The following is a 19202-nucleotide window of genomic DNA, read 5'->3' on the forward strand; positions in this document are numbered from 1 at the left end:
CGTCATGCCTCATCCCGCGCTCTGCTCCTCCGCCAGGATGCGGTCCAGTGCCTCGTCGAGATGCGCGTCGAAGTCGGCGAGGGAACGCTCCTGCCCCAGCGGCACCAGCCGGTCCGTGCGGTCGAGAAACGCCACCAGCGGCGCCGTACCGCAGCGGAACAACGCCTGGTCACCACCCACCTGAAGCCGGATCAGTACGTCGCCGAATCCCTCGTTGTCAGCGGGTGCGATGTGTACATCGCCCTCCCCGCACGGCCTGCCCACTCCGTCGATCAGCAGTTCCCTGCCGAAAGCCCAGGTCACCGGGGCGTCGCCGGGCAGGTGGAAGGTCAGACGCACGGCATACGGATCACAGGTCTCATAGCGCAGCTCCACCGGGATTCGGAAGGAGAGCTCCTCCGACACGAGAAAGCTCATCATGATCTCTGCCTGTACTGCCGACTCGCGCATCGCCTACCCCGTCGTTCGCCCTCGACTGGCCGGGAATCATCCCCCTGAGCACTGCTGGCATCTTGCTTAAAGTACACACCAGATTACAAGGAGTGAGTTTTCAGATACTGATAGAGAGGGAGATTGTCCCCAGCAGCCTTCCGATCTCGCTCTGCAGCCGTCGTGCCGCGGGCAGCAGCCGGTCGGCCTGGTGGGAAGGCAGGGAGATGGCCATCGTGGCGACCGTGGCGCCCACGGTGATCGGGATCGCGGCGCAGACCGCACCCAGCGCGTACTCCTGACGCTCGGTCACGGGCTGCAGGCGTCGCGTCGATTCGAGGCGCCGCAGCAGGGCGCGATCGTCACGCACCGTGTATGGAGTGATGGACTGCACCGGATAGCGGTCGAGGTGGTCCCGCCGGGCCTCCTCATCGAGCTGGGACAGCAGGCACTGACCGATCGCGTGCGCGTGCCCCGTCTCCCGGAAGTCGGCCCATTCCTCGACCGCCGGGTTGCCCGGCGTGTCGGCGACGCACTGGACCTCGATCTCGCCGTCGCGGTAGACCGCGTAGTACACGGGCACACCGATCGAATCACGCCAGCGCGCAAGTGCGTCGACGACGGTGCTGCGACGTTTCTGCTGGGCACCGCTGCTGCTCAGCCGCTCGGCCGCCTCGCCGAGGAAGAACAGCCCCTTCTCCCGGCGCAGATAGCCCTCGTACGCCAGGGTGCGCAACAGGTGGTACGCCGTGGGGAGGGCGAGTCCGGTTTCGCGGGCCAGTTGTTTGGCCGGCGCCCCGTGCTCGTGCCGGGCGACGGACTCCAGGAGCCTCATCGCACGCTGGACGGATCCGATGAGAGTCGTGGGGTGCAGATCGGAGGAGGGGGTGTGCGGTCCTGCGGGTGCGGTGTCCACCGTGGCCAAGGGTCACTCCCGGAGCGCGAGGGGGGCCGCCCGTGCGGGGGTAACACGGGAGGGGTCAGTGCGCCGCTCGCGGGGATCAACCCCGCGTCGAGTTCCGGACTTTAACGGCCCGGGACCGCTCGCAGGCCGTCTGTACTGGAAACTTCCCTCGCCCGAGGGAACCGGAGATTCCTGTTACCGCCGCCAGGTTGCCGACCGACGGTTGTCGATCGGCCGCGGGCCACTGCCCGCGAGACCTGGCGGAAGCCTTCGTCCCCGCTCCCGCCCCTCCCCAACTCGCTTACCAGTCGCCCCTCGACGACGAGCTCGACATGAACTTCCGTACGACGTAGATCAGTCCGCCGACCAGCGCCACGAAGATCAGCACCTTGAAGAGCAGCCAGATCACAAAGCCGACGACGCTCATTATCAGGCCGCCGAACACGACCAGGGCGATGACCGGCACCGCGACCCACTTAACCCACCACGGCATACCCGCCAGAATGTCTCGCATCGCCCTTGTCCTTCTCTCTGCCCGTTTCCGAGTGCTGTCTCCGTCTGCTCCGAATGCTGACGGGGCTTGAATGTCCTGCCTTCGATGCTAGGCGCGGGAGGCTGCCGACGGGGGCCTCGCACCCCTTGTCCTCCCCTGACCGTTCCCCTAGGGAACCCTGAGGCGGACGTCAGCTCTCCGGGGGAGAGAAGACCACGAGAACCCTCAGGTCCTCGCTGATGTGGTGGAACTTGTGGGCGACACCCGCGGGCACGTAGACGACGCTGCCGCGCGCCACCTGGGTCGTCTCCATGCCGACCGTGATCGCGGCACGGCCGCTCACGACGAAGTACACCTCGTCCTGGCGGTGGGGCTGCTGCGGGTCCTGCTCGCCCGCGTCCAGCGCGTACAGGCCGACCGACATGTTCTTCTCACGCAGGAACTGGAGATACGCGCCGTCGTTGGCGGCGCGCTCCGCCTCCAGTTCATCCAGCCGGAATGCCTTCATCGCCGTTGTCCGCCCTTGCCCAGTGCTCGTCTGCGATCTCTTCTGTCACGATCAGACACATGAAGAATTTCGTAGTCAAGACGATCGCCAACGCCGGGGCCCTCGCCGTCGCCGTATGGCTGCTCGACAAGATCACCCTCACCGGTGAGGGCACCGGCAAGAAGGTCGGCACTCTGCTGCTCGTGGCGCTGGTCTTCGGGCTGGTGAACTTCCTGGTCAAGCCGGTCGTGAAGGTGCTCACCTTCCCGCTGTTCATCCTCACCCTCGGCCTGATCACCCTGGTGATCAACGCCCTGATGCTGATGCTCACCTCATGGCTGGCGGACAAGCTCGACCTGAGCTTTCACGTCGAGGGCTTCTGGACCGCCGTCATTGGCGGCCTGATCATCTCGATCGTCTCCTGGGCGCTGAACGTCGTCCTCCCCGACAAGGACTGAGCGGCCCTGATGCCCTATCGCGTGTGCTTCGTCTGCACCGGCAACATCTGCCGCTCCCCGATGGCCGAATCCGTCTTCCGCGCGCGCGTGTCGGAGGCCGGGCTCGACGGCCTGGTCGAGGTGGACAGTGCCGGTACCGGCGGCTGGCACGAGGGGAACGGCGCCGACCCGCGCACCGTTTCCGTACTGGAGACGAACGGCTACGAAAGCGGCCATGCGGCCCGTCAGTTCCGGGTCGACTGGTTCGCCCGGCTCGACCTCGTCATAGCGCTCGACGCCGGCCACCTGAAGGCACTGCGCCGCCTCGCCCCCACTGAGGCGGACGCCGGCAAGGTCCGGCTGCTGCGCTCGTACGACCCTGCCGCAAGCGGCGACCTCGACGTACCGGATCCCTACTACGGGGGCATGGACGGCTTCGAGGAGTGCCTTGGGATGGTGGAAGCGGCGAGCCCCGGCCTGCTCGCCGCCGTGCGGGAGCAAGTGGAAGGACAGCCGGCATGACAGATTCCGTCAGGGGCGCCGGTGACGGTACGCGCGCCGTGCGGGCCGGGCTGCCCGAGCCCGTCAAGCACGAGCCGACCCTCCCCGGCCCCGTCTTCGCCGCCCACTTCCATCTGCCGGGCGACCCCACCGGCCCGTACACCTACGGCCGCGACGAGAACCCGACCTGGACCCACCTGGAGCGCGCCATCGGCGAGCTGGAGGCACCGGATCGGGACGGCATCGAGACGCTCGTGTTCGCCTCCGGGATGGCCGCCACCTCCGCGGTCCTCTTCTCGCAGCTGCGCGCCGGCGACATCGCCGTGCTGCCCAGCGACGGCTACCAGGCGCTGCCGCTCGTCCGGGCACAGCTGGAGGGGTACGGCATCGAGGTACGCACCGCGCCGACCGGCGGCGACGCCCAGCTCGACCTGCTCGACGGCGCCAAGCTGCTGTGGATCGAGACCCCGTCCAATCCGGGGCTCGACGTGTGCGACGTGCGGCGGCTCGTCGAGGCGGCACACGCGCGTGGCTGCCTGGTGGCCGTCGACAACACCCTGGCGACTCCGCTCGGGCAGCGCCCGCTGGAGCTGGGCGCCGACTTCTCCGTGGCCAGCGGCACCAAGCAGCTCACCGGGCACGGAGACATCCTCCTGGGATACGTCACCGGTGGCGATGCCTCGGCGATGACCGCCGTACGGCGCTGGCGCAAGATCGTCGGGGCGATTCCGGGGCCCATGGAGGCGTGGCTCGCACACCGCTCTCTCGCCACACTCCAGCTGCGCGTCGACCGGCAGAACGCCAATGCGCTGGCGCTCGCCGAGGCCCTGCGCGACCGGCCCGAGGCTTTGGGGGTCCGCTATCCGGGGCTGCCCGGCGACCCCTCGCACGAGATCGCCTCGCGGCAGATGCGGCGCTTTGGATGCGTGGTGTCGTTCACGCTGCCCACGCGCGCGCGTGCCGACCGTTTTCTCGACGCGCTGCGCCTGGTGGACGACGCGACGAGTTTCGGCGGAGTACGGTCCACGGCCGAGCGGCGCGGCCGCTGGGGCGGCGACGCGGTGCCAGAGGGCTTCATCCGCTTCTCGGCCGGTGCCGAGGATCCGGAGGACCTGGTGGCGGATGTGCTGCGGGCGCTCGACGAGTCGGCGAAGTGAACGCTTTCTGAGCCACTGCTCAGTACACCGGCTACGTACAACGGACGGTCCGAGCCTCCCCCCTCGTGGCTCGGACCGTCCCGGTTCTGCGCGCGAAGAACCGCGCGAACAAGGCTAGTTGACTCTGTGTCAGTGTCCAATCACTGTAGCGACAGAGACCTATCGACTTATTTATAGTTGAGGGCTTCCGCAGAGCCGGGGAGGGTAGGAACGCCATGGATCTGGCCTTGCTGCGCACGTTCGTGACCGTGCACCGGGCCGGTTCCTTCACCCGCGCCGCCGCGCTACTGGGCCTCTCGCAGCCTGCCGTCACCTCCCAGATCCGCACCCTCGAACGACAGCTGGGGCGCCCGCTCTTCCTGCGTCAGGCCCGCGGAGTGACCCCTACGACGATCGGCGACGAGCTCGCCCACAAGGCCGCTCCGCATCTCGACGCCCTCGTGGAGATCGCGGAGACCGGCCTCGCCGAGACCTCCTCCGTACGTACCCTCCATCTCGCCGGGCCGCCGGAGTTCACCGCCGAGCGCGCCCTGCCCGCGCTGACGGAGCTGACCGGAGACGACGGCCAGGGTTTCGCCCTGCGTGCCTCGTTCGGCAACGCCGAGGAGACGCTGGAGGGGCTCGCTGCCGGGCATCACGATCTGGCCATCAGTACGGCCCGCCCGCGAGGCGCTCTACTCACCGCGACTCCGCTCTGCGACGAGGAGCACGTTCTGGTCGCCGCCCCGCGCTGGGCCGCCCGCACCGGCGCCGGCAAGATGCGCCGCAAGGGCCCGACCGCGCTGGAGAACTTCCCCGTGGTGGAGGTGCACGAGTCCCTGCCGTTCGTCGCCCGCTACTGGGCCTCCGTCTTCGACTCCCGCCCGGCCGCCTCGGGCACCGTCATCGCCCCGGACCTGCGCGCGGTCCTCGCCTGCGCCACCACCGGCGCGGGGCTCGCGGTGCTACCGCGCTATCTGTGCGCACCGGCCCTGGAGCGGGGCGAGGTGGTGGCGCTGATCGAACCCGCGGTACCTCCGCTTCGTACGTACTTCCTGGTCGTGCGCACTGGCACGCTGGCCATGCCGCATATCGCGCGGGCGCACGAGTGGTTGTTGCGCGCCGCCGCAGACTGGTCCTGACGGAGATGTTTCACGTGGAACCAACCGGGCCACATTTCTCCCATGACCGTCCGACCCGTGGTCAAGCGCACCGCCCGGGCCGTCCTCCTGGACGGCGATGACCTGATCCTGATCAAGCGGACCAAGCCCGGCGTCGATCCCTACTGGCTGACGCCCGGCGGCGGGGTCGAACCGGAGGACACGACTGTCGTCGACGCACTCCATCGTGAGGTCCACGAGGAACTCGGCGCCAAGATCACCGATGTGGTTCCGTGCTTCGTCGACACCGTCGAGCACATCGGCGCGGACAGCAGCACGACCGGCGTGAAGGTCCAGCACTTCTTCGTCTGCCGCCTGGGATCCATGGACCCCTCCCTGCGCCACGGCCCTGAGATCGAGGACCCCTGCGGCGACTACGAGATCGTGCGCATCCCCTTCACCAGAGTGGGCATCGCCTCCGTGCATCTCGTACCGCTGTCGCTGCGGCACTATCTCGACGGAAACATCGAGGGTGTACTGGCGCTGCATGCGCCTGACCTGGGCTGACGCCTCGCCGGAGTCAGTCTCGGGCGCCGACGAGCTCCTCCACCGAGTCGTGGCGGATCCGCTCCGACGGGATGCCGACGTCTCTCAGCGCGTCCACACCGCTGCGGATCATGCCGGGCGGGCCCGACAGATACGCGTCGTACTCGTTCCACGGCCCGTACTCGCGTACGGCGTCGGGAAGGTGCAGATGCGCCTGCTGGTCGACGATGGGGCGGACCGCGAGCCAGGGGTGGCTCTGCTGGAGCCGGAGCATGGTGTCGATGTCGTACAGGTCGTGATCGGTGCGAGCTCCGTAGAAGACCTCGACCGGGCGTCGCTCGCCGTGCTCGGCGACGTCCTCGACGAGCGCCTTGATGGGGGCTATGCCGGTGCCGCCGCCCAGGCAGAGCAGGCCGCTGTCGGTGGTGTGGTCCACCGTCATGGAGCCGGCCGGTGGGCCGAGGCGGATGATGTCGCCGGGCCGGGCGCGGTGCACCAGGGCATTGGAGACCCAGCCCGCGGGGACCGCCTTCACATGGAACGACAGCAGACCGTCGGAGCGGGCCGCCGAGGCGAACGAGTAGTGCCGCCAGATCCGCGGCCACCAGGGAGTCTCCAGGCTGGTGTACTGCCCGGCGAGGAAAGGATACGGCTGGTTGGGGCGGACCGTGACGACGGCGACGTCCGCCGTTCGGAGGTCGTGCGAGACCACCTCGGCCAACCACCAGGGCGGAGCGCGCAGTTCGTCCGCGGCCGCGGCGTCGATCATGACCTGCGAGATCGTCGTGTACGTCCGGACCCAGGCCGCCTCGGTCTCCTCGTCCCAGATCGCCTCGGCGAACCGGCTGAGCGAGCCGATGAGGCACTCGCCGACGGCCGGGTAGTGCTCGGGCCGCGTGCCGTACTTGCGGTGGCCCCGGCCCAGGTTCTTCAGATACGCGACCAGGACCTCGGTGTTGTCGATGTGCTCGGCCGCGGTCAGAAGCGCCTTGAGCAGCCGGTCCCGTTGGGTGTCCATCGCGGCGGGGAACAGCGGGCGCAGTTCCGGGTGGCGTACGAAGAGCAGCGCGTAGAAGTACGAGGTGACCTTGTCGGCGACAGGCCCCACCTCGGCCATCGTGCGGCGGATGAGGACGGCGTCGGGCGAGGCGGCCCGGACCGGCACGGGAACGGAGGCGGCGGCCCGCTGCTCCGGGACGCGGGGATCGTGGCTCGGCCTGGGTGGGACGGGCGGCTCGGCGGAGGCGAGCGCCGCGGGTATCGCCTCGGTCGGGCCTTGAGGGGCGGCACTCCGGTCGAGGGTGCCCGCAGGGGCGGGTCCGACACCGGATGTGCCGACATGGGCGGCGCCGGGATCAGCGGGGTGTGGGTCGGTGGCGCCGGCGTCAGCGTGGCCCGCGTGGAGGGCCCTGTCATCGGCGGAGGCCACGTGGGGGGCACTGCCGTCAGAGCTGGCGGCTTCGGCGGGGGCGGCGTCCGAGTCGGCTTCTGCGACCGGAGCCTTTCGGTGCCGCGCGGCTTCGCCGTCGCCCGCCGCGGGCCTGCCCACGGGGCGCAGCCCGGCCAGGCGGCTGCCCTCGGTCGTCCCCTGCTCGCCGCCCGCGGGCGGCTCCGGCGGCGTATGCGGCGTGAACCAGCCGCCCCCGTCGCCACCCCCTGAAGTGCCGTTGTCGGCCGACGTGGTGGTCGGAGCGTCCATGGTGTGCCTCGCCTCGAACATCTTTCGGTCGGTCTGCGCACTTCCTCGGTCGGAAGATGCCTGCTTTCCCCCGCAGACTGCTTTCTTTTCCCCCGTTTTGCCCCGTCGGCCCATGCGACCACGTTGATCCGTGAAATCCCGCACCCTACGGACAAGTAAGCCGAGAGTGTGACATTGGCCGCACTACCGCCATCGCAGCGTCCCACCGTGCGCCAACGCCCGGTCGCGTAACCGGAAATGCGAGTTTTTGATCTCTCCGTCCCGTTAGGCTGCGTTGTCCTGCGTTCGCCCTGGCGGGGTGCGTGGACATCACACCGGACGCGAACCGGAGTCGACCATACCGGTCACGGTCCGACAGACAAGTCCCGGCTTCCTTGCGCCAGGAATTGGCAGGGGCCGGACCATCAATTCCTTCAATTACCGGGTGCCCCGCACCAATTCATAGGCATCCCGCAGATCCAGCCCCACGTAGGAGTGCGTGGCGAGGCCTGCCACGTGCTGATCCGCATTGACCGCGACGGATACCGGCACCGCCCCGAACAGGTCCCTGTCCGACATCGAATCTCCGTACGCGACACAGTCGGCCCGCTCCACTCCGAACTCTTCGCACAGCCGGTCGGCGATCCGCACCTTGGCTGCCGCGCTCAGGATCCCCGCCGGGTCCACCGGCTCGGTGAACGGCACGGCGGGGAATCGTGATCCGTACGCCGCGTGCACGCCCCAGCCCGTCAGCCGCTCCACGAAGAAAGAGGGGGAGAGTGAGACGACGGCGCAGTAGTCACCCCGCCCCCTGATCTCCGCCCAGACGTCCTCGATTCCGGACAGCCAGGGCGCCCCGGCGAAGGCCGCCGCCACATGCGCCTCGGTGAGATCCGTCCAGAGGGCGTATACCTCTGCCGCATACTCCGGTGGGCCTATGAGCCCCGCGCCGACCGCCTCGTCGAGCGCCACCGTCTCGGCTTCCAGCCCGAGCTGCCGGGAAATCTCCACGGGCGCGGAGGTCCCGTGGAGCAACGTGCCGTCCAGATCGAAGAGATGAAGTCTCGCCATGTACGCCGAGGCTAGTACGCGAGGTTACTCCCGCTGTCAGACGTCCCCGACGCTCGCACCCGGCACGGTGTTTCACGTGAAACTAAGCCGCCCCGCACGCCGGGCCAACCTCATCGTCCATGTAGCCGCCTCCGCGAGCTGGCTCGGGCTCACGCTCGGGCTGCTCGCGCTGGCGGTCACCGCGACCACCACCGGGTCCGCGGTGACCGTGGAGGCCTCCGTCCGCGCCATGAAGCTCTTCGCCGACTGGCTCCTGATCCCTCTCGGGTTCCTCACGCTCCTCAGCGGCCTGGTGCTCTCCCTGGGCACGCCGTGGGGACTGGCGAGGCATCGGTGGGTCTACACCAAGTTCTGGCTGACGCTGGCCACGATCACGGCCACCACCTTCGCGCTGCGCCCAGGACTCGGTCCCACGGTCACCGCGGTCTCGGCGGGCGGAGCCCTGCCCGACCCGACTGACCTGCTGATGGGGCCGATCGTCTCGCTGTCCGCGTACGTCTTCATGACGGTGATCTCGGTCCTCAAGCCTTGGGGACTGACCCGACGCGGGCAAAGGATCCGTACGGCCGCCCGCAAACCGGTGGACGCCGAGCCCGCCCGTCAGACAGCCTGACCTGCGTGTCGACTCCATCCCCCGCCTCGCTGCCCATCCGCCGTCTGACGCCTCGCGACGTCTCCGCCTGCGCCGACCTCTCCGAGAACCGGGGTTGGCCCCGTGAGGACCACAAGTGGGGTCTGCTGCTCACGGCCGGCACGGGTTACGGCATCGACGACCCCGACGGCGGCCTCGTCAGCGCCTGCGTAGTGACCACGTACGGGCCTCAGGATCGCCCCCATCTGGGGGCGATCGGCATGATGCTCGTCGCTGAGCGGCATGCCCGCCAGGGCGTCGGGCGGCGCCTGATGCGGCATGTCGTCGCCGAGCTGGGCACCACTCCGCTGACCCTGCACGCCACTCCGTACGGCCGGCCCCTCTACGAGGAGTTGGGGTTCAAGGCCACCGGCCGGGCCGAGATGGTCCGCGGACACTTCGTGCCGGGCGGACCGAACCCTGAGGTTGCCACGCGTCCGGCCGCGGCAGAGGACCTCATCGAGATCCTCCGGCTCGACGAGGAGGTCTTCGGCACCGACCGGACGCACATGATCACGCGCCTGCCCGCCTTCGCCGACCAGCTGCGCGTCGCCGAGGAGGACGGCCGGATCATCGGGTACGCGGCGGCCTGGCCCAACATGACCAACCATGTCGTGGGCCCGCTGATCGCCCGGGACACGCGGACGGCGAAGGCACTCATCTCCTCGCTGGCCGCCCACACCGACCGCCTGTTGCGCACCGACATCGACGTGCGCCATGAGGAGTTGCTGACGTGGGTGAAGGAACGGGGGCTCGCTTCCGCGGGCTTCAACGCGGTCATGACGTACGGCATCGCGGAGCTGCCGGGCGACTGGACCCGGCGGTTCGCCCCGCTCACGGTGGCGGCGGGCTGAGCGGCCGACGAGAGGCCCGGCCGACGGCGGTCCCCTGTTCGTGCTGCATTGGTCGGCCGGTCGGACGCGGGGCCGCCCTGGCCTCGCACTTGACTTGATGCGGTCCGGACAGGGGGTCCGTGCTGGACAGCGGCCTTCGGCAGGTCAGTGGTGGACGGCAGTCTTCTGTTCCGAAAGCTCCGCATCGGCGACGACCTTGCTGGAGGCGTCAGCGCGGCGCTCCAGGACAGCCGAGAGCACGGCGAGCACCAGCGCGGCCGCGGCGAGGCCGGCGCCGACCCAGTTCGGAGCGGTGTACCCCAGGCCGCCCGCGATGACGAGACCGCCGAGCCAGGCCGAGAGGGCGTTGCCCAGGTTGAAGGCGCCGATGTTCACGGCTGAGGCAAGCGTCGGGGCGCCGTGCGCCTGGTCGAGCACCCTCTTCTGCAGCGGAGGCACGGTGGCGAACCCGAGGGCACCGATCAGCGCGATGGTCACGGCCGCCGCGATCTTGTTCTGTGCGGTGAGCGTGAACAGGGCGAGTACGACGGCGAGGGCGCCCAGCGAGACGTACAGCATCGGCATCAGCGCGCGGTCGGCGAACCTGCCGCCGACAAGGTTGCCGACCACCATGCCGAGACCGAAGAGGACGAGCAGCCAGGTCACGGAGCCGTCGGCGAAACCGGCCACGTTCGTCATCATCGGTGCGATGTAGGTGATCGCCGCGAAGACTCCGCCGAACCCGAGGACGGTCATCGCCATGGCGAGCAGCACCTGCACGTTCTTGAACGCGGCCAGTTCGTGGCGCAGGTGCACGCCTTCCGGCTTGGGCATGTCGGGGACGAGCCTGGCAACACCCGCCAGGCCGATGACGCCCAGGCCCGCGACGATTGTGAAGGTGACGCGCCAGCCGACGGACTGCCCGATGAGGGTGCCCAGCGGTACGCCGACGACGTTGGCGACGGTCAGTCCGGTGAACATCATCGCAATGGCCCCGGCCTTCTTGTCGGGCGCGACGAGGTCTGCCGCGACGACCGAACCGATACCGAAGAACGCACCGTGCGCGAGCGAGGCGACCACGCGGCCGACCAGCATGAGAGAGAAGTCGGGGGCGACGGCGGAGAGCAGGTTGCCGAGGATGAACAGCCCCATCAGCAGCATCAGCATCCGCTTGCGGGACATCCTGGTGCCGAGGGCGGTCATGAGCGGGGCACCGAACATGACGCCCAGCGCGTAGCCGGTCACGAGGAACCCGGCGGTGGGGATGGAGACCCCGAAGTCACCCGCCACCTCGGGCAGCAGGCCCATGATCACGAACTCGGTGGTCCCGATTCCGAAGGCCCCGATCGCGAGGGCCAAAAGCGCGAGAGGCATGCGGGGAGAACCTTCCCAGAAGATTGCAGGAGCGCCTTACGTGCTGCAACAATAATTGCAGACGCTGGCTAAATGCAAACGCGGGCTATTGCTGTTGTGCTCTACCCTGGTCTCAGCCGCTCCGGGACGGAGGAACACGCCATGACAGCGACAGACCCCGCGCTCACCGCCCTCGCCCAGGGCTGGTGCGCCCTCTCCTTGCTCCACGGGAGGATCGAGGCGCACATCGAACGCGCCCTGCAGTCCGGGCACGGGCTGAGCGTGCGCGAGTACTCCCTGCTCGACGTCCTCAGCCGCCAGCACGACGGCGACGGCGGTCATCTGCAGATGAAGCAGGTCGCCGACGCGGTCGTGCTCAGCCAGAGCGCCACCACGCGTCTGGTCACCCGACTCGAGGACCGCGGGCTGCTCGCGCGCTACCTGTGCCCGACCGACCGCCGCGGCATCTACACGAACGTCAGCGAGACCGGCCTCGAGCTCCTCGACGAAGCCCGCCCCACCAACGACACCGCCCTCCGCGAAGCGCTCGACGAAGCGGCCAAGAACCCCGAACTGGCCCCTCTGGTCCGCGTCGTGGAATCGGCAAGCGTGCCCACACCCGTGTAGGACCTGCCCACCGTGTCTGCGTAGCCTGCCGTCATGGGAGATCTCGAGATACGACCAGCCGTCGCGGACGACGTCCCCGCCATCGTCGCGATGCTCGCCGACGACCCGTTGGGCGCCCAACGGGAGTCACCGGACGACCTGAGCCCCTATCTGGCCGCGCTGGAGCGCCTGACCGGTGACCCGAACCAGCACCTTGTCGTCGCCGTGCGCGAGGGGCGCGTCGTGGGCACCCTCCAGCTCACGATCATTCCCGGACTGTCCCGCAAGGGCGCGACCCGCTCCATCATCGAAGGCGTACGCGTTCATGTCGACGAGCGTGGCAGTGGCCTGGGCACCCGGTTCATCGAGTGGGCCGTCGACCTGTCCCGGCGCGAGGGCTGCCGGCTGGTGCAGCTGACCTCCGACGTCACCCGCACCGATGCACACCGGTTCTACGAGCGGCTCGGATTCACCGCCTCACACGTGGGGTTCAAACTGCAGCTCTGAAGCGAAGCCCTGAAGGCAGTCGGTCCGAACGCCTTTGTGGCATGTAGGGGGTGTCCTGTTTCACGTGAAACAGGACACCCCCTCACCTCTTCACACAGGACGCCCTTCTTCGCACAAGACGTTTCCGGACGACAGAGCGCCTATCGGATCCCGCGCCACCCCTCGGGGTCCACCCCGCCCGGCACGGGAGCCTCTTCCTCGTACGGCTGCCGCGTGAACACGAACGACCCGAGGTCCAGGTGGCTGACCGACCCGTCAGCGCGCCGTACGGCCGTCAGGAGCTCGCCTGCGTAGTAACCGTCGAGCCCCGTCCAGGTCCCGTCTCCATCGGCCCTGAAGCGCGAGCGCCGGCCATTGCCGGACAAGGGCCCGAGCGAGACGCCCCCGTCGGCGGTGAGGCGCAGCGCGAAGGCGTTGGTCCCCCAGTACCACGGACCCGTCAACTCCAGTACGGACCTGTCGACTTCGGGCAGCGGTCGCCACGGCTCCGGAATCCGGGGTTCGGCCTCGGCGACGATGCGTACGAGATCGGCGGCGACTGTCGACACCAGCGGGCCGGAGGTGCAGTTGGTGAGAACCACGGCGGCCAGGTCGTCCTCGACGCTGATCATGAGACCGGCGAGGAAGCCCGGGAGGGAACCCCCGTGTCCCACGAAGGTCCGGCGACCTCGGTGCTGGATCTGCATCCCGAGGCCGTACGCTGCACCGGCCGCCACCTCTTCGGCTTCGGCCGGCGCGGCGGGCGTACGCATCTCCAGGACCGACTCCGCACTCAGCACCCGGTCGTCCCCCTTGGCAAGGAAGGCCGCGAAACGGGCCAAGTCACCTGAGGTCGACCAGAGTTGACCGGCAGGCGCCATCCGGCCCAGGTCTTCGATGGGCTCCGGGAGCATCACATCCGCCCAGGGATGCACGGCCCAGCCGCCTGCGTGAGGCGCCTGCGGGTGCCCGCTCGTACGGTGCAGTCCCAGCGGTTCGAGCACGTCGCTCCGCAGGACGTCCTCCCACCGGGCGCCCTTCAGCTCCTCGACCAGCGCGCCCAGCAACGTGTAGCCGGGGTTCGAGTAGTGGAACCGCCGTCCTACAGGGTGCCTGTGCGGCTGCTCGCCCAGCACGTCGGAGAGCTCGGGGCGCAGCGATCCGGGTGTGCGCTCCCACCAGGGCGCCGGCGATTCGGCCGCCAACCCGCCCGTATGCGCGAGCAGTTCGGCGATCGTCGCCTCCCCCGCACCCGTGCCTGGCAGATGCTTCTCCAGCGGATCACCCAGGTCCAGCAGGCCCTCGTCGCGCAGCCGCAGTACGAGGACGGCGGTGAACGTCTTGGTGATCGAACCGATCCGGTACTGCACGTTCTCGTCCGGCCCGTGCCCGTCCACCGAGGTGCGGGACCCGTGCCACACCGTCTCCCCGCCCCGGACGACCGCCGCCACCAGCGACGGTGACCTCCCCTCGGCCTGAGCGGTGGCGATCCGATGGAGCAGGGCACGGCGCGTGGCAGGAAGCAGCTCTTCCTGGGATGTCGTCATGGTCCAAGTCCACCTGGCCCGACGTCCTGCGTCGAGCGCATTTCGCCGCGGCAGACGATCAGGTCTGTGCCATGTCCACGAAACGCGAGTAGTGGCCCTGGAAAGCAACCGTGATGGTGGCCGTCGGGCCGTTACGGTGCTTGCCCACGATGATGTCCGCCTCGCCGGCGCGCGGCGACTCCTTCTCGTACGCGTCCTCGCGGTGCAGCAGGATCACCATGTCCGCGTCCTGCTCGATCGAACCGGATTCGCGCAGGTCGGAGACCATCGGCTTCTTGTCCGTGCGCTGCTCGGGGCCACGGTTCAGCTGCGAGAGTGCGATCACCGGCAGTTCCAGCTCCTTGGCCAGGAGCTTCAGGTTTCGCGACATGTCGGAGACTTCCTGCTGTCGGCTCTCGGACCGTTTGCCGCCGGACTGCATCAGCTGCAGATAGTCGATGATGACGAGCTTCAGGTCGCTGCGCTGCTTGAGGCGGCGGCACTTGGCGCGGATCTCCATCATCGACAGGTTCGGGGAGTCGTCGATGTACAGCGGGGCGGCGGAGACGTCCGGCATCCTGCGCGCGAGCCGCGTCCAGTCGTCATCGGTCATCGTGCCGGACCTCATGTGGTGCAGGGCCACGCGTGCCTCGGCCGACAGCAGACGCATCGCGATCTCGTTGCGGCCCATTTCGAGCGAGAAGATCACGCTCGGCATGTTGTGCTTGATCGAACAGGCCCGTGCGAAGTCCAGCGCCAGCGTGGACTTACCCATGGCGGGGCGGGCCGCGATGATGATCATCTGACCGGGATGCAGCCCGTTGGTCAGCTGGTCGAGGTCGGTGAAGCCGGTCGGCACACCAGTCATCTCTCCCGACCGCGAACCGATCGCCTCGATCTCGTCGAGCGCGCCCTCCATGATGTCGCCGAGCGGCAGATAGTCCTCGGTGGTGCGCTGCTCGGTGACCGCGTAGATCTCGGCCTGGGCGCTGTTGACGATCTCGTCCACGTCGCCGTCGGCCGCATAACCCATCTGTGTGATGCGCGTCCCGGCCTCGACCAGGCGGCGCAGCACCGCGCGCTCGTGGACGATCTCCGCGTAGTACTCGGCGTTCGCCGCGGTCGGGACCGTCTGGACCAGCGTGTGGAGATACGAGGCGCCGCCGACCTTGGTGATCTCGCCGCGCTTGGTGAGCTCGGCGGCAACCGTGATCGGGTCAGCCGGCTCACCCTTCGCGTAGAGGTCGAGAATCGCACCGTAAACGGTCTCGTGCGCCGGCCGGTAGAAGTCGTGTCCCTTGAGCACCTCGACCACGTCGGCGATGGCGTCCTTCGAGAGCAGCATGCCGCCGAGGACCGACTGCTCGGCGTCCAGGTCCTGCGGCGGCACCCGCTCGAAGGACGAGCCTCCACCGTCCCAGGCACCGTTGTCCGGACCTCGGTCGTGCTGATCGTCTCGACCCCGGCCACCGTCGCGGCGCTGACGGGAGGCAGGCAATCGATCACTGGGACCGCTGTCGGCCCAGGGGTCGTCCAAGGGCTCGGAAATACTCACCCGGGCCACCTCCTCCCGTCCGCCGAGCGGACCTCGCCGTGCCCCTCATTCCTACGGCACGACACTGACAAATGAGACGCCCAACTCCGGTTCTGACGCGTCGGTTTTGCGAGGTTTCCGCAGACGGAGGAGGAAGTAGGCGCCGCACCAAGGTAGGCCCGCCGGGACCGTCAGCCAATCTGGTTATCCACAGGCCATGTGGACGACGGCCCCGATGCTGTGGAGAACCCGGCAAAACCTGTGCACGACCCGGTGGACAGGCCTGTGAACAAGCCCTCAGCTCGCTTTCGACACTGCATCTGACCTGCATGTTTCCCGTCCACCGGCTGTGCAGAAGAAAAACTTTTCCGGTCGGACCAAGATCGGCTCGAACGGCACACGACGGCGCATTCGATGAGAGTGCAAGTAAGGGTCATGAGCTGCTTGCATCTCTTACCTGTGGAAGATTAGATTGATGTGCATGACACAGGCTCCCGCGGCGACCAAGGCCGCCCGGCGTCGGCACGACCGAGAGATCGTCGCGCTGGCCGTTCCGGCCTTCGGCGCTCTCATCGCCGAGCCTCTTTTTCTCTTGGCCGACACCGCCATCGTCGGCCATCTCGGTACCGCACAGCTCGCCGGTCTCGGCGTTGCCTCGGCCCTCCTCGTCACGGCCGTCAGCATCTTCGTCTTCCTCGCGTACGCCACTACGGCGGCAGTCTCCCGCCGGGTCGGCGCGGGCGATCTGAAGACTGCCATCCGCCAAGGCATGGACGGCATCTGGCTCGCCCTGTTGCTCGGCACCGCTGTTGTCGCCCTCGTGTTGCCCACGGCACCCGGCCTGGTGGAACTCTTCGGCGCCTCCGACACCGCCGCGCCCTACGCCATCACCTATCTGCGCATCTCGACGCTCGGCATCCCCGCGATGCTCGTCGTCCTTGCCGCCACCGGAGTCCTGCGCGGCCTGCAGGACACGAAGACACCGCTCTACGTCGCCGTCGCGGGCTTCGTCGCCAACGCCGCCCTCAACGTGGGCCTCGTCTACGGCGCGGACCTCGGTATCGCCGGCTCTGCCTGGGGCACCGTCATCGCCCAGTTCGGCATGGCCGCGGTGTACCTCCTCGTGGTCGTCCGCGGTGCGCGGAAACACGGGGCATCGCTGCGGCCGGACGCCGCCGGGATACGGGCCTGCGCGCAAGCAGGCGCACCACTGCTGGTCCGCACACTCTCGCTGCGCGCGATTCTGATGATCGCCACCGCTGTCGCCGCCCGTCTCGGAGACGCCGACGTCGCCGCCCACCAGATCATCTTGTCGCTGTGGAGCCTGCTCGCCTTCGCCCTCGACGCCATCGCCATCGCCGGGCAGGCCATCATCGGACGCTATCTCGGCGCGGACGACGCCCAGGGTGCTCGCGAGGTCTGCCGTCGCATGGTGCAGTGGGGCGTCGCTGTCGGCGTCGTGCTCGGCGGTCTGGTGATCGCCGGCCGCTCCCTGTTCCTCCCGTTGTTCACCAGCGACTCGGTCGTGCAGGACACGGCACTTCCCGCCCTGCTCGTCGTGGCGCTCTCGCAGCCGATCTGCGGGATCGTCTTCGTCCTCGACGGCGTGCTGATGGGTGCCGGAGACGGCCCGTACCTTGCGTGGGCGATGCTGCTCACTCTGGCTGTATTCGCTCCGGTGGCATTGCTCGTGCCCACGTTCGGCGGCGGACTGACCGCAGTCTGGGGAGCGATGACCTTGATGATGACCGTGCGGATGCTGACCTTGTGGCTACGCTCCCGCTCAGGCCGCTGGATCGTCACCGGCGCGACGCGCTGAGCAAACCCGGCTTCGGCGCTCCGGCTTCGACCGGATGCGTGAGCTCGCTACGTTTCACGTGAAACGACGGCCGATCCACGTGTTTCACGTGAAACAGCCCTCGCCCCTAATCGCCGTCAGAGGCGGTCGGGCCGCAAGAGACCCCGCCAAGCGTGTGGGGCCGCACCCCGAAGGGTGCGGCCCCACATACTGCTTCAGCAAGCGCAGCGCTTAGGCTGCGACGACCTCGATGTTGACCTTGGCGGCAACCTCGGGGTGCAGACGCACGGACGTCTCGTGAGCGCCCAGCGTCTTGATCGGCGAGCCCAGCTCGATGCGGCGCTTGTCGACCTCGGGGCCACCGGAAGCCTTGATCGCCGAAGCGACGTCAGCCGGGGTGACGGAACCGAAAAGACGACCGGCGTCGCCGGAGCGAACGGCCAGACGAACCTTCACGCCTTCGAGGCGGGCCTTGATCTCGTTGGCCTGCTCGATGGTCGCGATTTCATGGATCTTGCGAGCACGACGAATCTGCTCGACGTCCTTCTCGCCACCCTTGGTCCAGCGGATCGCAAAGTTCCGCGGGATCAGGTAGTTGCGAGCGTAACCGTCCTTGACGTCGACGACGTCGCCCGCGGTACCGAGGCCGGAGACCTCGTGGGTGAGGATGATCTTCATTTGTCGGTCACCCTTCCCTTATCGCGCGGTGGAGGTGTAGGGCAGCAGCGCCATCTCACGGCTGTTCTTAACGGCCGTGGCGACGTCACGCTGATGCTGCGTGCAGTTGCCGGTCACGCGGCGGGCACGGATCTTGCCGCGGTCGGAAATGAACTTCCGCAGCATGTTCGTGTCCTTGTAGTCCACGTACGTGACCTTGTCCTTGCAGAAAGCGCAGACCTTCTTCTTCGGCTTGCGCACAGGCGGCTTCGCCATGGGTGTTTCTCCTGTGTGATCAAGAAGTGTGGGTACGGCCCATCTTCGGCACTGTGCCTAGAAGGGGGGCTCGTCCGAGTAGCCGCCACCGGAGCCGCCGGAACCGCCGGAGCCGGAACCGCCAGAGCTTCCGCCCCAGCCGCCACCGCCACCGCCGCCGGCCGGGTTGCCACCGGCAGGAGCGCTGGTCGCCCAGGGGTCGTCGGCGGGAGCCCCGCCGCCCTGCTGCTGACCGCCGCCGGAGCCTCCGCCCCAGCCGCCGCCCTGCTGGCCGCCGCCACCGCCACCGCCGCTGTAACCGCCCTGGCCGCCTCGACCGGTGGTCTTGGTGACCTTGGCCGTGGCGTTCTTCAGGCTGGCGCCGACTTCCTCGACGTCCAGTTCGTAGACCGTGCGCTTGACGCCTTCACGGTCCTCGTAGGACCGCTGCTTCAGTCGGCCCTGCACGACGACGCGCATGCCTCGCTGAAGCGACTCTGCGACGTTCTCCGCCGCCTGACGCCAGACCGAGCAGGTCAGGAACAGGCTTTCGCCGTCCTTCCACTCGTTGGTCTGACGGTCGAAGGTGCGGGGGGTGGACGCGACACGGAACTTCGCGACCGCCGCACCGGAAGGGGTGAAGCGCAGCTCGGGGTCGTCGACAAGATTGCCGACTACCGTGATGACGGTCTCGCCTGCCATGGGGGAACCTCTCGGCGGGTTTGCTGCTGGCTGCTTGGT

At 68.5% G+C, this 19202-nt stretch carries 22 protein-coding genes; 10 read left to right on the plus strand and 12 right to left on the minus strand.

What is annotated here, in order from left to right:
• Positions 1–9 precede the first annotated feature (9 nt).
• The 4 genes from AB0I18_RS08090 to AB0I18_RS08105 all read right to left on the minus strand — a co-directional run bounded on the left by AB0I18_RS08090 (position 10) and on the right by AB0I18_RS08105 (position 2334).
• Positions 10–450 carry an SsgA family sporulation/cell division regulator gene (locus AB0I18_RS08090; RefSeq protein WP_363104537.1) on the minus strand — a complete coding sequence of 147 codons (441 nt, stop codon included), beginning with the start codon at positions 448–450 and terminating at the stop codon, positions 10–12.
• Between the two features lie 100 nt (positions 451–550).
• Entirely contained in the window at positions 551–1345 is a 795-nt protein-coding gene (locus AB0I18_RS08095) for an IclR family transcriptional regulator C-terminal domain-containing protein (RefSeq protein WP_363104579.1), read from the minus strand.
• Positions 1346–1634: 289 nt separating this feature from the next.
• On the minus strand, positions 1635–1847 hold the full coding sequence (locus AB0I18_RS08100) for a DUF5326 family protein (protein ID WP_363104538.1): 213 nt from the start codon (positions 1845–1847) through the stop codon (positions 1635–1637).
• 169 nt (positions 1848–2016) lie between these two features.
• Positions 2017–2334 (minus strand): cupin domain-containing protein, encoded by a 318-nt coding sequence (locus AB0I18_RS08105; protein ID WP_363104539.1) that lies wholly within the window; start codon positions 2332–2334, stop codon positions 2017–2019.
• Positions 2335–2393: 59 nt separating this feature from the next.
• Here AB0I18_RS08105 and AB0I18_RS08110 point away from each other — a divergent pair, with 59 nt between their 5' ends.
• The 5 genes from AB0I18_RS08110 to AB0I18_RS08130 all read left to right on the plus strand — a co-directional run bounded on the left by AB0I18_RS08110 (position 2394) and on the right by AB0I18_RS08130 (position 6054).
• Positions 2394–2771, plus strand: coding sequence for a phage holin family protein (locus AB0I18_RS08110; RefSeq protein WP_363104540.1), 378 nt, complete (start codon positions 2394–2396; stop codon positions 2769–2771).
• Between the two features lie 9 nt (positions 2772–2780).
• The gene (locus tag AB0I18_RS08115; RefSeq protein ID WP_363104541.1) at positions 2781–3272 is read left to right on the plus strand and encodes a low molecular weight protein-tyrosine-phosphatase; all 492 of its coding nucleotides are present in this window, start codon (positions 2781–2783) and stop codon (positions 3270–3272) included.
• Positions 3269–4408, plus strand: coding sequence for a cystathionine gamma-lyase (locus AB0I18_RS08120; protein ID WP_363104542.1), 1140 nt, complete (start codon positions 3269–3271; stop codon positions 4406–4408). The genes AB0I18_RS08115 and AB0I18_RS08120 overlap by 4 nt, the downstream gene beginning before the upstream one ends.
• A gap of 215 nt (positions 4409–4623) precedes the next feature.
• Positions 4624–5529 (plus strand): LysR family transcriptional regulator, encoded by a 906-nt coding sequence (locus AB0I18_RS08125; RefSeq protein WP_363104543.1) that lies wholly within the window; start codon positions 4624–4626, stop codon positions 5527–5529.
• A gap of 42 nt (positions 5530–5571) precedes the next feature.
• The gene (locus AB0I18_RS08130; RefSeq protein WP_363104544.1) at positions 5572–6054 is read left to right on the plus strand and encodes an NUDIX hydrolase; all 483 of its coding nucleotides are present in this window, start codon (positions 5572–5574) and stop codon (positions 6052–6054) included.
• 13 nt (positions 6055–6067) lie between these two features.
• Here AB0I18_RS08130 and AB0I18_RS08135 read toward each other — a convergent pair whose 3' ends face one another.
• Positions 6068–7732: a globin domain-containing protein gene (locus tag AB0I18_RS08135; RefSeq protein ID WP_363104545.1), complete on the minus strand. Its 1665-nt coding sequence runs from the start codon at positions 7730–7732 to the stop codon at positions 6068–6070.
• A 417-nt stretch (positions 7733–8149) separates the two neighbouring features.
• Complete coding sequence (locus AB0I18_RS08140) at positions 8150–8782, minus strand: HAD-IB family phosphatase (RefSeq protein WP_363104546.1); 633 nt, start codon at positions 8780–8782, stop codon at positions 8150–8152.
• A 76-nt stretch (positions 8783–8858) separates the two neighbouring features.
• On the opposite strand from AB0I18_RS08140, the gene AB0I18_RS08145 reads away from it, so the two are divergent.
• Together AB0I18_RS08145 and AB0I18_RS08150 are read left to right on the plus strand one after the other, a co-directional pair.
• A complete protein-coding gene (locus AB0I18_RS08145; protein ID WP_363104547.1) occupies positions 8859–9395 on the plus strand; it encodes a DUF2269 domain-containing protein in 537 nt (178 codons plus the stop codon).
• 5 nt (positions 9396–9400) lie between these two features.
• Positions 9401–10267 carry a GNAT family N-acetyltransferase gene (locus tag AB0I18_RS08150; RefSeq protein WP_363104548.1) on the plus strand — a complete coding sequence of 289 codons (867 nt, stop codon included), beginning with the start codon at positions 9401–9403 and terminating at the stop codon, positions 10265–10267.
• Between the two features lie 144 nt (positions 10268–10411).
• On the opposite strand, the gene AB0I18_RS08155 is transcribed toward AB0I18_RS08150, so the two are convergent.
• Positions 10412–11620, minus strand: a complete 1209-nt coding sequence (locus tag AB0I18_RS08155) for an MFS transporter (RefSeq protein ID WP_363104549.1) — start codon at positions 11618–11620, stop codon at positions 10412–10414.
• 141 nt (positions 11621–11761) lie between these two features.
• On the opposite strand from AB0I18_RS08155, the gene AB0I18_RS08160 reads away from it, so the two are divergent.
• Positions 11762–12226 carry a MarR family transcriptional regulator gene (locus AB0I18_RS08160; protein WP_363104550.1) on the plus strand — a complete coding sequence of 155 codons (465 nt, stop codon included), beginning with the start codon at positions 11762–11764 and terminating at the stop codon, positions 12224–12226.
• A 33-nt stretch (positions 12227–12259) separates the two neighbouring features.
• Positions 12260–12712 (plus strand): GNAT family N-acetyltransferase, encoded by a 453-nt coding sequence (locus AB0I18_RS08165; protein ID WP_363104551.1) that lies wholly within the window; start codon positions 12260–12262, stop codon positions 12710–12712.
• Positions 12713–12852: 140 nt separating this feature from the next.
• On the opposite strand, the gene AB0I18_RS08170 is transcribed toward AB0I18_RS08165, so the two are convergent.
• Entirely contained in the window at positions 12853–14238 is a 1386-nt protein-coding gene (locus tag AB0I18_RS08170; protein ID WP_363104552.1) for a serine hydrolase domain-containing protein, read from the minus strand.
• A gap of 58 nt (positions 14239–14296) precedes the next feature.
• Positions 14297–15772: a replicative DNA helicase gene (gene dnaB / locus AB0I18_RS08175; RefSeq protein WP_363104553.1), complete on the minus strand. Its 1476-nt coding sequence runs from the start codon at positions 15770–15772 to the stop codon at positions 14297–14299.
• 454 nt (positions 15773–16226) lie between these two features.
• On the opposite strand from dnaB, the gene AB0I18_RS08180 reads away from it, so the two are divergent.
• Complete coding sequence (locus AB0I18_RS08180; protein WP_363104554.1) at positions 16227–17570, plus strand: MATE family efflux transporter; 1344 nt, start codon at positions 16227–16229, stop codon at positions 17568–17570.
• A 210-nt stretch (positions 17571–17780) separates the two neighbouring features.
• Here AB0I18_RS08180 and rplI read toward each other — a convergent pair whose 3' ends face one another.
• From rplI to AB0I18_RS08195, 3 genes are read right to left on the minus strand one after another with little or no spacing between them, the layout of a single operon-like run.
• Positions 17781–18227, minus strand: a complete 447-nt coding sequence (gene rplI, locus AB0I18_RS08185; RefSeq protein ID WP_363104555.1) for a 50S ribosomal protein L9 — start codon at positions 18225–18227, stop codon at positions 17781–17783.
• Between the two features lie 18 nt (positions 18228–18245).
• On the minus strand, positions 18246–18482 hold the full coding sequence (gene rpsR, locus AB0I18_RS08190; RefSeq protein ID WP_003949403.1) for a 30S ribosomal protein S18: 237 nt from the start codon (positions 18480–18482) through the stop codon (positions 18246–18248).
• Positions 18483–18539: 57 nt separating this feature from the next.
• Positions 18540–19163, minus strand: coding sequence for a single-stranded DNA-binding protein (locus AB0I18_RS08195; protein WP_363104556.1), 624 nt, complete (start codon positions 19161–19163; stop codon positions 18540–18542).
• Positions 19164–19202: the final 39 nt, after the last annotated feature.

The sequence above is a fragment of the Streptomyces sp. NPDC050704 genome, assembly GCF_040654355.1.
Lineage (GTDB): Bacteria > Actinomycetota > Actinomycetes > Streptomycetales > Streptomycetaceae > Streptomyces.

What these genes read in the sequence shown, in the direction of transcription:
- AB0I18_RS08090 (WP_363104537.1), bottom strand. Translation starts at nt 450, where the DNA reads ATGCGCGAGTCGGCAGTACAGGCAGAGATCATGATGAGCTTTCTCGTG.
- AB0I18_RS08100 (WP_363104538.1), bottom strand. Translation starts at nt 1,847, where the DNA reads ATGCGAGACATTCTGGCGGGTATGCCGTGGTGGGTTAAGTGGGTCGCG.
- AB0I18_RS08105 (WP_363104539.1), bottom strand. Translation starts at nt 2,334, where the DNA reads ATGAAGGCATTCCGGCTGGATGAACTGGAGGCGGAGCGCGCCGCCAAC.
- AB0I18_RS08110 (WP_363104540.1), top strand. Translation starts at nt 2,394, where the DNA reads ATGAAGAATTTCGTAGTCAAGACGATCGCCAACGCCGGGGCCCTCGCC.
- AB0I18_RS08115 (WP_363104541.1), top strand. Translation starts at nt 2,781, where the DNA reads ATGCCCTATCGCGTGTGCTTCGTCTGCACCGGCAACATCTGCCGCTCC.
- AB0I18_RS08120 (WP_363104542.1), top strand. Translation starts at nt 3,269, where the DNA reads ATGACAGATTCCGTCAGGGGCGCCGGTGACGGTACGCGCGCCGTGCGG.
- AB0I18_RS08125 (WP_363104543.1), top strand. Translation starts at nt 4,624, where the DNA reads ATGGATCTGGCCTTGCTGCGCACGTTCGTGACCGTGCACCGGGCCGGT.
- AB0I18_RS08130 (WP_363104544.1), top strand. Translation starts at nt 5,572, where the DNA reads ATGACCGTCCGACCCGTGGTCAAGCGCACCGCCCGGGCCGTCCTCCTG.
- AB0I18_RS08135 (WP_363104545.1), bottom strand. Translation starts at nt 7,732, where the DNA reads ATGGACGCTCCGACCACCACGTCGGCCGACAACGGCACTTCAGGGGGT.
- AB0I18_RS08140 (WP_363104546.1), bottom strand. Translation starts at nt 8,782, where the DNA reads ATGGCGAGACTTCATCTCTTCGATCTGGACGGCACGTTGCTCCACGGG.
- AB0I18_RS08155 (WP_363104549.1), bottom strand. Translation starts at nt 11,620, where the DNA reads ATGCCTCTCGCGCTTTTGGCCCTCGCGATCGGGGCCTTCGGAATCGGG.
- AB0I18_RS08160 (WP_363104550.1), top strand. Translation starts at nt 11,762, where the DNA reads ATGACAGCGACAGACCCCGCGCTCACCGCCCTCGCCCAGGGCTGGTGC.
- AB0I18_RS08165 (WP_363104551.1), top strand. Translation starts at nt 12,260, where the DNA reads ATGGGAGATCTCGAGATACGACCAGCCGTCGCGGACGACGTCCCCGCC.
- AB0I18_RS08170 (WP_363104552.1), bottom strand. Translation starts at nt 14,238, where the DNA reads ATGACGACATCCCAGGAAGAGCTGCTTCCTGCCACGCGCCGTGCCCTG.
- AB0I18_RS08180 (WP_363104554.1), top strand. Translation starts at nt 16,227, where the DNA reads ATGTGCATGACACAGGCTCCCGCGGCGACCAAGGCCGCCCGGCGTCGG.
- rplI (WP_363104555.1), bottom strand. Translation starts at nt 18,227, where the DNA reads ATGAAGATCATCCTCACCCACGAGGTCTCCGGCCTCGGTACCGCGGGC.
- rpsR (WP_003949403.1), bottom strand. Translation starts at nt 18,482, where the DNA reads ATGGCGAAGCCGCCTGTGCGCAAGCCGAAGAAGAAGGTCTGCGCTTTC.
- AB0I18_RS08195 (WP_363104556.1), bottom strand. Translation starts at nt 19,163, where the DNA reads ATGGCAGGCGAGACCGTCATCACGGTAGTCGGCAATCTTGTCGACGAC.